Source organism: Clostridium sp. BJN0013, from assembly GCF_040939125.1.
In the GTDB taxonomy this organism is placed as follows: domain Bacteria; phylum Bacillota; class Clostridia; order Clostridiales; family Clostridiaceae; genus Clostridium_B.
Genome location: NZ_CP162495.1, coordinates 3,738,865 through 3,752,215, shown reverse-complemented (window position 1 = coordinate 3,752,215; position 13,351 = coordinate 3,738,865). Strand labels below are relative to the sequence as shown.

Annotated in this window: 8 protein-coding genes; 7 read left to right on the top strand and 1 reads right to left on the bottom strand. The window is 29.4% G+C overall.

Translation table 11 applies throughout. The annotated features are described in order from the left end of the window. The first annotated feature begins 356 nt into the window (after window positions 1–356). From AB3K27_RS19360 to AB3K27_RS19340, 5 genes are all read left to right on the top strand, one after another. Window positions 357–3,806, top strand: coding sequence for a pyruvate carboxylase (locus AB3K27_RS19360; protein WP_368488960.1), 3,450 nt, complete (start codon window positions 357–359; stop codon window positions 3,804–3,806). Window positions 3,807–4,212: 406 nt separating this feature from the next. Beyond that, window positions 4,213–5,073 (top strand): patatin family protein, encoded by an 861-nt coding sequence (locus AB3K27_RS19355; RefSeq protein ID WP_368491290.1) that lies wholly within the window; start codon window positions 4,213–4,215, stop codon window positions 5,071–5,073. Window positions 5,074–5,152: 79 nt separating this feature from the next. Continuing rightward, window positions 5,153–8,074, top strand: a complete 2,922-nt coding sequence (locus AB3K27_RS19350) for an insulinase family protein (RefSeq protein ID WP_368488959.1) — start codon at window positions 5,153–5,155, stop codon at window positions 8,072–8,074. 184 nt (window positions 8,075–8,258) lie between these two features. Next, window positions 8,259–8,546, top strand: coding sequence for an MTH1187 family thiamine-binding protein (locus AB3K27_RS19345; protein ID WP_368488958.1), 288 nt, complete (start codon window positions 8,259–8,261; stop codon window positions 8,544–8,546). A gap of 135 nt (window positions 8,547–8,681) precedes the next feature. Next, the gene (locus AB3K27_RS19340; protein WP_368488957.1) at window positions 8,682–9,221 is read left to right on the top strand and encodes a two-component system response regulator; all 540 of its coding nucleotides are present in this window, start codon (window positions 8,682–8,684) and stop codon (window positions 9,219–9,221) included. Window positions 9,222–9,420: 199 nt separating this feature from the next. Here the strand turns inward: AB3K27_RS19340 and AB3K27_RS19335 are convergent, their stop codons facing one another. Beyond that, window positions 9,421–11,331 carry an ABC-F family ATP-binding cassette domain-containing protein gene (locus AB3K27_RS19335; protein ID WP_368488956.1) on the bottom strand — a complete coding sequence of 637 codons (1,911 nt, stop codon included), beginning with the start codon at window positions 11,329–11,331 and terminating at the stop codon, window positions 9,421–9,423. Between the two features lie 319 nt (window positions 11,332–11,650). On the opposite strand from AB3K27_RS19335, the gene AB3K27_RS19330 reads away from it, so the two are divergent. Further along, window positions 11,651–12,283, top strand: coding sequence for a redox-sensing transcriptional repressor Rex (locus tag AB3K27_RS19330; RefSeq protein WP_368488955.1), 633 nt, complete (start codon window positions 11,651–11,653; stop codon window positions 12,281–12,283). Window positions 12,284–12,497: 214 nt separating this feature from the next. Continuing rightward, complete coding sequence (locus AB3K27_RS19325; protein WP_368488954.1) at window positions 12,498–13,277, top strand: short-chain-enoyl-CoA hydratase; 780 nt, start codon at window positions 12,498–12,500, stop codon at window positions 13,275–13,277. The last annotated feature ends 74 nt before the right edge of the window (window positions 13,278–13,351 follow it).

The following is a 13,351-nucleotide window of genomic DNA, read 5'->3' as shown; positions in this document are numbered from 1 at the left end:
ATATAATATAGAGTAGCATAATTATTATATATAATACACTATTTACAAAAGCAATTTTAAGATATATAATAATTTGTGTTGAGATTGATTTTTTGTATAAAAAGAAGTTGCAAATATTACTTTAATCTATAGCTTTAGTTCATAAGAAATAAATCTATAAGTCTGTTTACATGTGCTACCATATAGATAGCATAGGGATATTTTAAGGCAATTAGTTATAATTAATATATGCAAGGATAAAAAAAATAAAATTCAATTGAAATAATTTTAATACTTATATATAATAGTATTATATTGTCTAAATTTAATGCTAGTTGTTAATAAATATGCAAAATATATATTTTTTATAAAAGGGGATGGTTGATTTGGTAAATAAATTTAAAAGAGTTCTAGTAGCTAATAGAGGAGAAATCGCCATAAGAATATTTAGGGCATGTGAAGAATTAGGAATAACTACCGTTGCTATATATTCAAAGGAAGATAAAAGAGCCCTCTTTAGAACTAAAGCGGATGAATCCTATCTATTAAGTAGCGATAAAGGGCCTATTGAGGCATATTTAGATATTGATGAAATAATAAATATAGCTTTAAAGAAAAAAATCGACGCAATACATCCAGGCTATGGATTCCTGGCAGAAAATCCTGAGTTGGCAAAAAAATGTGAACAAGCAGGTATTGAATTTATAGGACCTACTTCATCTATGATGGAAATGCTTGGAGATAAAATAAAATCCAAAATTGTTGCTAAAAAGGCAGATGTTCCTACAATACCGGGTATACAGGAGCCTATAAGAACAGAAGAACAGGCTTTGGAATTTGCAAGGTATTGCGGATATCCTGTTATGGTTAAAGCAGCTGCTGGCGGTGGCGGCAGAGGGATGAGAATAGTAAGGGAAGAAAAGGATCTTTTAGAATCCTACAATAGTGCTAAAAGTGAATCTAAAAAAGCTTTTGGATCAGAAGATATATTTATTGAAAAATATATTGAAAGTCCAAAGCATATAGAAGTTCAGATTCTTGGAGACAAACATGGAAATGTAGTTCATTTATATGAAAGAGATTGCTCTATACAAAGAAGGCATCAGAAAGTAATAGAATTTACACCATCTATAGCATTATCAGACGAAAAAAGAAAAGAGATATGTGAAGATGCATTAAAAATTGCAAGAAGTGTAGGGTATAGAAGTGCGGGCACTTTGGAATTTTTAGTAGATAAACATGGAAATCACTATTTTATAGAGATGAATACCAGAATTCAGGTAGAACATACAGTAACTGAAATGGTTACAGGAATAGATTTAGTTCAAGGTCAAATACTTGTTGCTGAGGGGTATGAGCTTGGTTCTAAAGAAATAGGAATAAAATCTCAAGATGACATAAAGCTGAATGGATATGCTATACAGTGCAGAATTACTACAGAAGATCCATTAAATAATTTTGCTCCAGACACTGGAAGAATTGATATGTATAGGACCGGTTCTGGTTTTGGTATAAGACTTGACGGAGGTAACGGATTTACGGGAGCCGTCATAAGTCCTTATTATGACAGTTTACTAGTAAAAAATATATCTTGGGCAAGAACCTTTGAAGATGCCATAAGAAAGTCAATACGTTCTATAAAGGAGACCATTATATCTGGAGTAAAAACTAACAGTGATTTCCTAATTAATGTTTTAAAACATGAAAGATTTATTAAAGGAGAATGTGATACTAACTTTATTGCAGATACTCCAGAGCTGTTTAATATAACTCCAAAACTTGATCCAGAGTTTAGTATAATGAAATATATAGGGGAAAAGGTAGTAAATGAGACTCGTGGGAAAAAACCATCCTTTAATGTGCCGGTAGTTCCTAAGGTAGATGAAAATCTAAAGTTAAGCGGTACAAAACAGATATTGGATGAACAAGGACCAGAAGGTCTGGTTAACTGGATAAAATCCCAAAAGAAGCTTTTGATTACAGATACTACTATGAGGGATGCCCACCAATCTCTTATGGCAACTAGGGTTAGAACTAGAGATATGCTTAAAATAGCAGATGCTCAATCAGTTTTGGCTAAGGATTTATTTTCTATGGAAATGTGGGGTGGAGCAACTTTTGATGTAGCATATAGATTCCTAAAAGAATGTCCTTGGGAAAGGGTTGAAAAATTAAGAGAAAAAATACCTAATATACTGTTCCAAATGCTTTTAAGAGGAGCTAATGCAGTAGGGTATAAGAATTATCCAGACAATGTTATAAGAGATTATATAACAGAATCTGCAAAATGCGGTATTGATGTATTTAGAATATTTGACTCATTAAACTGGTTAAAGGGAATGGAAGTTGCTATAGATCAGGTATTGAAGGAAGGTAAGATAGCAGAAGCGTGTATGTGCTATACAGGAGATATACTTGATAGCAGCAGAGGTAAATATACTTTAAAATATTATGTAAACTTAGCCAAGGAAATAGAAAAGACTGGAACTCATATTTTAGGTATAAAGGATATGTCTGCATTATTGAAACCTTATGCAGCATATGAGCTTATAAAGGCACTTAAAGATGAGATATCCATACCAATACATCTTCATACTCATGATACTACGGGCAATGGAGTAGCTACTGTGCTTATGGCAGCTCAGGCAGGGGTAGATGTAGTGGATCTGGCATTTAACAGTATGTCAGGACTTACAAGTCAGCCTGCATTAAATTCTGTAGTAGCGGCACTACAAAATACAGAAAGAGATACTGGATTTAACCTAGATGATCTTCAGAAAATAGCCAATTATTGGGAAGATGTAAGACCTGTATACAGTCAGTTTGAGTCAGGACTTAAATCAAGTACTGCAGAAATATATAAATATGAAATTCCAGGAGGACAATATTCTAACTTAAAACCTCAGGTTGAAAGTTTTGGATTGGGAGATAGATTTGAAGATATAAAAGAAATGTACAAAAAGGTAAATACTTTGGTAGGAGATATAGTTAAGGTTACTCCTTCTTCTAAAATGGTAGGAGATTTAGCTATATTCATGGTGCAAAATAACTTAGATGAAAATAATATATATGAAAAAGGAAAGAATTTGAATTTCCCTGATTCTACGGTATCATATTTTCAGGGTATGATGGGTCAACCTATGGGAGGACTACCTGAGAAATTACAAAAATTGGTATTAAAAGGGGAAAAACCTTTAGATGGAAGACCAGGAGAATTTCTTCCACCAGAAGATTTTGAAAAAATAGAGAAATATCTAACTAAAAAGTTTAAGAGGAAGTTTAATAAACAGGAACTTTTAAGTTATGCTCTCTATTCTGATGTATTTGAAAATTATTTGAAATTTATAGATGAATACGGAGATCTTAGCCGTATGGACAGTGATGTATTCTTCTACGGGCTTACAGAAGGAGAAATGTGTGAAGTTGAAATAGGCGATGGAAAGAGTTTGTTTATGCAGCTTCTTGACATTACTAAAGTTAATGCTGAAGGATGTAGGTTCCTGGTATTTGAAGTTAATGGAAACAAGAGAGATATACAAATAAAGGATAAATTAGCTTTTGCAGGAGGTTCTGCAGTTCAGCAAAGTGAAGCAGTTATGGCTGATAAGGACAATGAAAAAGAGATAGGAGCAAGTATACCAGGAAGTGTTATCAAGGTACTTGTAAAAGCAGGAGATGAAATTGAAGAAGGACAGACTTTAATTGTCATAGAGGCAATGAAAATGGAAACTAACGTTACTGCTAATGTTTCAGGTGTTGTTGAGGGAGTTTTTGTAAAAGAGGGTCAGAGGGTTAAAACTGGTGAACTTTTAGTTAAGTTAAAGTAAGCTGGTTTCAAAATAAAAGTTTCATGATTTAACCAAAGAACAATGTTTATTCTAAAATAACTGTAATATTTAATTATATAAGTAGGCACTATTTAAAATTTTTTAAATAAGAGATTTTAAATAGTGTTCTTTTTTTAGAATCACTTGATCTGAAAGTTGTAATTAGCGAATACCTCCGTATTTTTTAACTTGATTATTTAATAATAGATAACTTCACTAACTTAACCACTTATGTTAAAATATATTAACAATAAAAGTTTCATAATGAAAGTATATCTAATTTAATATAGAAGCTTATTGTTGTAATTTAGTATTTATTTTGACAATAATGTGGATTTTTGTGTAATATAAGGTAAAATTTCAAATGTTAAAATATGAAGCTATTGATAAGCGAGGTGCAAAACACATGGAAAATATAGGTTTAGTTTTAGAAGGAGGAGGTATGCGAGGTTTATATACTACAGGGGTATTGGATTTTTTCATGGAAAAAAATTTGTATTTTCCGTATGTTATAGGTGTATCTATGGGAGCTTGTAATGGATTGTCATATATATCCAAACAGAAAGGTAGAAATAAAAATATAAATATTAATTATGTGAATGATCCAAGATATTTAAGCTATAAAAATCTAATATTAAAAAGGAGTTTATTTGGAGCAGATTTTATATTTAATGAATTGCCCAATAAATTGGAAATATTCGATATAGATACTTTTACTAAAGCAAAAGAGAAATTTGTAGTCGCTGTTACAGATTGTGATAAAGGTGAACCTATATATTTTGAAAAAAGTGAGTGTAAAAATAAAGAGGTATACGATGTGGTGAAGGCTTCAAGTAGTTTGCCTTTTATGGCACCTGTTGTAAAATTTAGGGGATTAAACCTATTAGATGGAGGAGTGGCAGATCCCATACCTATAAAAAAATCTATAAAAGATGGAAATAATAAAAATGTGATTATTTTAACCAGAAATAAAGGTTATGTGAAAAAACCCTTTAAAATGAAATTTTTGACGCGAAGGATATATTCAGAGTATAAAGGTTTAACAAATGCTATACTTTATAGATATAAAAAATATAATAGTACTTTGGCCTATATAGAGAAACTGGAAAGAGAAGGTAAAGCTTTTGTCATGAGACCCAGGGAGAATTTAAAAGTTAAAAGAATAGAAAAAGATAAAAATAAACTTATAGAATTATATAATCAGGGGTATAAAGAAGCATCACAGTGTTATGATAAATTAAAGGAATGGATTAAACAATCAAAATAAATTATATTATAAATATAAGTTTTAATTTTAGTTAATGATATTAGTAAAATATATAAAATTATAGGAGAGAATTGATAATATGGATTTAGGAAAAATATATAATGGTTTTAAACTATTAGAGAAAAAAAATATAGAAGAAATAAACTCCATAGGAATGCTTTTTGAACATGAGAAAAGTGGCGCAAGGTTATTTTTTTTAAAAAATGAGGATGACAATAAAGTATTTTCCATAAGCTTTAGAACTCCTCCAGATGATAGTACAGGAGTACCTCATATACTTGAACATTCTGTGCTGTGCGGTTCTAGAAAATTTCCAGTAAAAGAACCTTTTGTAGAATTGGTAAAAGGTTCTCTAAATACTTTTTTAAATGCAATGACCTTTCCAGATAAAACTATGTATCCTGTAGCCAGTGTAAATAATAAAGATTTCTTAAATCTTATGGACGTATACTTAGATGCAACTTTTTATCCTAATATATATAAATATCCGGAAATTATGATGCAGGAAGGATGGCATTATGAATTGGATGATAAAGACAAGGAAATAACTTATAAAGGGGTAGTCTATAATGAGATGAAGGGAGCTTTTTCATCTCCGGAATCTATATTGTTTAGAAAGATATCAGAATCATTATATCCAGACACCCAGTATGGAGTAGAATCAGGGGGAGATCCGGATGTAATACCAGAATTAACTCAACAACAGTTTTTGGCTTTCCACAGTAAATATTACCATCCTTCTAATAGTTATATATATTTATATGGGGATATGGATATATTGGAAAAGTTAGAATTCATAGATAGAGAGTATTTAAGTAATTTTAACAAAAGACAAATAGATTCTACTATATTAGAACAGGCTCCTTTTGATTCCCAGAAGGAAATGATAATAAAATATCCTATTTCAAGTGGGGAAAAAGAAGAAGATAAAACTTTTCTGAGTATGAATTATTCAGTGGGAAAAGTTATAGATAATGAATTATATCTAGCTTTCGATATACTTGAACATTTACTTTTAGAAACCCCTTCTTCTCCTCTTAAAAAAGCTTTAATTGATGCTAATATAGGAAAAGATGTATTTGGGATATTTGAAGCTAGTATGCTTCAACCTATATTCAGCATAATAGTTAAAAATTCCAATGAAGATAAAAAGAATAGCTTTAAAGAATTGGTAAAAAAAACTTTAATAGATATTGTGAATAAAGGTATAGATAGAAAATTAATAGAATCTTCCATAAATATAAAGGAATTTCAGCTTAGGGAGGCAGATTATAAAGGATATCCTAAGGGATTAATATATGGAATGAAGTGTATGGATAGTTGGCTGTATGATGGAGAACCTTGGATGCATCTCTCCTATGAATCAGTATTAAATAAAATAAAATCACAGGTGGATAATAATTATTTTGAAAATATTATAGATAAATATATTTTAAAAAATAATCACAGTTCCATATTAATAGTTAAGCCAGAAAAAGGATTGACAGAGAAAAGGGAAGTAGAATTAAAAAAGAAGTTGAAGGATTTTAAGGAGAGCATTTCAGATAATGATATAGATAATATAATTAAAGATACTTTAAAATTAAAAGAAAGGCAAAATATCAGAGACAGTAAAGAAGACTTAATGAAAATACCCCTTTTGTCTATATCAGATATAGATCCGAAACCTAAAAAATTGGAACTTGTAGAGAAAAATAAAGATAAAGTAAAAATATTGTTTTACCCCATCTTTACCAATAGCATATATTATGTAAATCTATATTTTGATACGCAGGGAATAAAAGAAGAGTTAATTCCTTATATATCACTTTTAAGTACAGTACTTGGAAAGGTCAGTACAAAAAATTATGATTATGAGGATTTGACAAAAGAAATAAATATATATACAGGAGGTATAGGTTATTCACCACAGATATTTGGAGAAAATAAAAGCAATAAAGAATTTTATCCTAAGTTTATAGTGAAATCGAAGGTTTTGACCAATAACCTAGAAAAATTAATCTTACTATTAAAAGATATAATAAATTATACTAAATTTGATGAGAAAAAAAGATTGAAGGAAATAATCCAAGAAACCAAATCCAGAATGGAAATGACTATGTTTCAAAGGGGTCATATAGTGGTTGCAAACCATGTTTGTTCCTATTTTTCACCTATGAGTAGATATGAAGACATATTAGGTGGACTAGAGTTTTATAATTTTGTATGCCAGTTAGAAAAGAATTTTGAAGATAAAGTAGAGGATATAAGTAAAAAATTAAAAGAAGTTTCTAGTGAAATATTTAATAAGAAAAATTTAATTATAAATCTGACCTGTGAAGAGAAAGATTATAGCATTTTTGAGAATAAGGTAAGTGATTTAATTTCTGAATTAAAAGATGAAGAAGTAACTAAGGTAAAATACAAATTTGACTTAGAGGCTAAAAATGAAGGACTTATGACTTCTTCAAAAGTTCAATATATAGCTAAAGCTTATAATTATATGGAACTTGGCTATCCTTACACTGGAAAGCTTTTAGTTTTAAAGGCCATAGCTAATTATGAATACCTATGGAATCAAATAAGAGTTCAGGGAGGAGCTTATGGAAGCTTTGCTTCTTTCCAAAAAAATGGTAATGCATTTTTTACCTCCTATAGGGATCCTAATTTAAAACGTACTGTTGAAGTTTATAATAATGCAGCAGAATATTTTAAAAATTTCAGGGCAGATAGCAGACAAATGACTAAATATATAATAGGAACCATATCTGATTTAGACTTTCCACTATCACCTTCCATGAAGGGGGAACGTGCTACAGAATATAAGATAAAGCATATAACCTATGAGGATTTACAAAAGGAAAGAGAAGAAATATTGAATACTAAAGAAGAAGATATAGTTGCTTTTGCAGATTTGATTTCTCATATTATGAGTAAAGATAATATATGTGTTATGGGAAATGAAGAGAAGATAAGAGAGAATAAAGACATATTCAAAAATTTAGTAAGCTTATTTGAGTAAATCATCATTTTAGAGAATATTTAGAGAATATAAAGTTATGAAAAGTTAAAATCACTATATATTTTAGTGTAGGTGTGAAATTCCACAGTGTAATAATTTTATTATGTTATACTGTGGAGTAAGCTTTTGTATTCTAGTATAGTATTATTTATTATAAGGTATTTTAAATAATCAGGAGGGCATTATGGCGTTAGCAAATGTTAGTATACAGGTCTTGCCTGTAGTTGATGAGATAAATTTATATAAAGTGGTGGATAAGGTCATAGAATATATAGACTCTTGTGGAGTTAAGTATGAAGTAGGACCTATGGAAACTACAATGGAAGGTGAGTTAAGTGAGCTTTTAAAAATAGTAGAAGCCGCACAGGAAATATGCATAAAATGGGGTGCGTCTAGGGTGGTATCCATGATAAAAATAGATTATAAACCAAAAGGAGTTACTATGGAAGAAAAAATTAAAAAATATAGATAATGATCCAAGAGATTTCTAAATTTAGGGGAATATACATTGTATAATTCACTGTATGATTAATACTAAAATTTAGTTGAAAAATAGTAGTTTATGATTTAATATATAGAGTATATTAAAGGATATGGTGGTGAAGCCATGAGGAAAATATTATTAGTAAACGATTGTAAGCTTGAAAGTATTATTATGAAAGATAAATTGATAAATATAGGCTATCAGGTAGAAATTTCCAATGAATATGGTGCCTTTTCGAGAATTAATAAGTTTAATCCAGAAGTTGTTATAGTAAATTTTGTAATGAAGGAAATTACTGGAGATAAGCTTATAGAAAAAATAAAGATTAAAATGCCTAATATTGTTTGTATACTTTCATCCTGTGATAAGATAAATTCAGAAGATTTTAAAGAAAAAGGCGTAGATGAGATTATAAATACACCTATAGAAGAAAAGGAACTTTCTATATTGGTAGATAAAGCTATATCAAAATATCAGATCAAAAATAAATATGATGAGTCTGAAAATAATGGGATTGAACATGAAAAAAATGATAATATTGAACATAACAATGTAGGCTCTATACTCAAAAAAGCAATTTTGTTTTGTCCATACTGTAGGGGGGAATTAAATAATGTAAATAATTCTTTTACATTTTGTCCATACTGTGGTGAAAAACTATAATCAAGTAATTCTTAGATTTAGGTGGAGTTTGCTCATAAGGATTACTTTTTTTATCTGAACCTTCAAAGAACTTATCCAGAGGCGTATCAGTACTTACCCCCACTTTGAATAACATGGAGGTTTAGCTAATTGCCGCCTTCAGATAAAAGTTGTATAGGGAAATTAGATATATGCCTAATTCCCCTGCATGATTTATACCTTAAAACATTTTTTCCCAGATGTCGTATAAGTCATCTAATTTATTTTGTATAGTTAAAATTTCTGTGTGTATTTCACTGCTTTTATTAGAATCTGAGTAAACTTCTTCTAGGCATAGTTTCTGTTGTAATTCTAATATATAGTCTTCTAATTTTGATATTTGTTCTTCTGTAGTTTTTATCATAAGATTTTTTTTACGCTGATCTTTTTCGTAATCTTTTTTTCTCTTTTTATTATGCTGTATTTGAGTTTTAGTCTTAGAAATACTCACTTTTTCTTGAAATCTTAATGGATTTTTTTTCTTTTCTGTATAATAAGTATAATTACCTAAATATTCTTTTATTCCATTTTCACTTAATTCATATATTCTATTTATTGATTTATTTAAAAAGTATCTATCGTGAGATATTACAAGTACAGTGCCGTCATAATCTAGTAAAGCTTCTTCCAAAGCTTCTCGAGAAGCTATATCTAAATGATTTGTAGGTTCATCTAATAGCAAAAAATTAGATTTAGATAGCATTAGTTTTAATAAATTTATCCTGCATTTTTCCCCACCACTTAGGGAAGAAATTTTTTTAAATACATCATCTCCTGTAAATAAAAAGCTGGCTAATGCATTTCTAATCTCGGTAGTAGTGAGCTTTGGAAATTTATCCCACACCTCATCTATTGTGGTTTTTTCAGTGTCTAGATCAGACTGTTCCTGATCATAGTAGCCTATTATAACATTTTTACCTAATTTGCAAATTCCAGTATTAGCTTTTATTTGTCCCATAATTATTTTAAAGAGAGTAGTTTTGCCACAGCCATTTTTACCAACAATTGCTGTTTTATCTCCTTTCTTTACTTGAAAATTTAAATTTTGGAATAATAACTTCTCATTAAATCCTTTGCTTAGATTTTCTACATGGAGTACATCATTACCACTATTTATTTGAGTTTTAAACATTATATTTTTAAGTTTTATATCTTTATCTGGAGGAGGCAGTTTATCCATTTTATCTAACATTTTTTGCCGGCTTTCTGCTGCCCTTATACTTTTTTCTCTATTAAAGGATCTATATTTTTCAATAATTTCTTCTTGCTTTTTTATTTCCATCTGCTGTATATTATATGCTTTTAATTGAATCTCATAGTTCTTCTTTTTAAGTTCCAAAGAAGTGGTATAATTTCCATTGTAAAAATTTACATGGCCATTTATAAGCTCCATAGTTGACTGTGTTATGATATCTAAAAAGTATCTATCGTGGGAGATTATAATTACGGTTCCTTTATAGGATTTTAAGTACTCTTCAAGCCATTCTACAGCCTCTAAATCTAAATGGTTGGTAGGTTCATCTAATAAAAGTATGTCCGGCTTTGTTAAAAGCAGTTTACAAAGGGCAACTCTTGTTTTTTTACCTCCACTTATTATGTTTATGGAATTATGGAATTCATCCATAGAAAAACCTAGGCCCGTTAAAACTTTATTTATTTCTGCTTTGTAAGTATACCCCCCTCTATTTTTATAAAGTTCTGAATAGGTAGTATAATCATTAATCAATTTGCTTTGATAGTTCTCATCTTTGGAATTATAGGGTTCGTTCATTAAAATTTCCAATTTACTTAATTTGTTCTCTAAGTTAGTTATATCCTGAAATACAGTGAGCATTTCATCGTATATAGTATTTGAAGAATTCAATGATAGATGTTGGGTCAAATATCCTATTGTTTTAGTCTTATCTATAAACATATCTCCACTGTCTGGAGCTATCTTATTAGTTAAAATTTCAAATAGGGTGGACTTACCAGCTCCATTTGGACCTATTAGTGCTACACGATCTCCTTCGTTTATATTGAAAGTTACATTTTCTAATATGACATCTACTCCATAGCTCTTATGAATATTTTTACAGCTTAAAATGATCATAGTGATAACACCTTCCTTAATTTAATATTTTACTATGTAAAATGATTTTTTTATAGATTTTATTTAAAATATAGAAATTATTTATTGATATAATAGAAATCATTGATATAATAGATATAATACAAATATCAAAAAAATTGAAAAACCTTAATAAAAATATAAAATAATAAAAAACAGGGGATTAACATATGTTATAATTGAAGATAATACTATATAGCAATAAAATTGAATTATAAACTATAGTATAATTTATTTTAATATATAAATTTTAATATATAATATATAATTAAAAGATATAGTTATAGATATGAGGTGCAGTATGGATAAGAAAAAAGATATATCAATGTCTGTTATAAAGAGATTGCCTAAATATCATAGGTATTTAGGCAACTTAATGAGAAATGATGTAGATAGGATATCTTCAAAGGAGTTAAGCGAAAAAATAGGATTTACAGCTTCTCAAATAAGGCAAGATTTAAATTGTTTTGGAGATTTTGGTCAACAGGGATATGGGTATAATGTAAGTGAGTTATATAGTCAGATGTGCAATATACTTGGCCTTACGAAAGTATATAGAACAGTTATAATAGGTGCAGGGAATATAGGGCAAGCTATATCTAATTACATTGGTTTTGAAAAATTAGGTTTTGAATTAAGGGCCATATTTGATATAAACCCTAAACTTATAGGTATCAGTATTAGAGATATTGAAATAAGGGATATAGATTATTTAGCTGATTATCTTAAGGAAAATGTTATAGACATAGGTATAATATGTGTACCTAGTAATAATGGCCAAAAAGTTTGCAATATTCTGGTGAAAAACGGAGTGAAGGGTATATGGAATTTTGCTCCAGTAGACCTTATTGTACCAGAAGATGTAAAAGTAGAGAATGTTCATTTAAGTGATAGTTTATTGACGTTAAGTTGTCTTTTGAATGATGCAGAATAAACCCTAAAGGTATATATTTTTACTGTAAATGTTAAAATGCAATATTAATATAAAATTTATTTATATTTTATATTAATTTATATTGAAATATATAATGTTAAGGTATATAATAAGAAATGAAGTGAAAACTTCAATTATTTTTAAGTGTATTTGTGATATTATTAACAATACTTTGTTAATGTTGCTTTTAAAAGGTTTAGGAGGGAGGAGTAATATGGAATTTAAAAATATCATTCTTGAGAAAGATGGAAATGTGGCTTTGTTGACAATAAATAGGCCTAAGGCAATGAATGCGTTGAATTCAGAAACTTTAAAAGAAATAGATATGGCAATAGATAATATTGCTGAAGATGAAAATGTGTATGCTGTAATACTTACTGGTGCAGGTAAAGCTTTTGTGGCAGGAGCAGATATAACTGAAATGAAAGACTTGAATACAGTTGAAGGAAGAAAATTTGGAGTGCTTGGTAATAAAGTATTTAGGAAACTAGAAAAATTAGATAAACCAGTCATAGCAGCTGTAAATGGATTTGCTCTGGGTGGTGGCTGTGAATTGTCTTTATCTTGTGATATAAGAATAGCTTCATCAAAGGCTAAATTTGGCCAACCAGAGGTAGGTCTTGGGATTACTCCAGGTTTTGGGGGTACTCAAAGGCTTGCAAGAGTAGTAGGTGTAGGTATGGCTAAACAGCTTATATATACTGCTCAAATAATAAATGCAGAAGAAGCTCTAAGAATAGGGTTGGTAAATAAAGTAGTTGAACCAGATAAGTTATTAGAGGAAGTTAAAAATTTGGCAAATACTATAGCTGCTAATGCACCTGTAGCTGTTAGATTGTGTAAAGCTGCTATAAATCAAGGAATTCAGTGTGACATAGATACAGCTGTAGCCTATGAAGCAGAAGTATTTGGGGAATGTTTTGCTACAGAGGATCAAAAAGAAGGAATGACGGCATTCGTAGAGAAAAGAGACAAGACTTTTAAAAATAAGTAATTTAGTATTATAATAGATCAGATAAATAGCTTAAATAAAATTTAAGGTTATAATGATAACTCATATTCAATAAG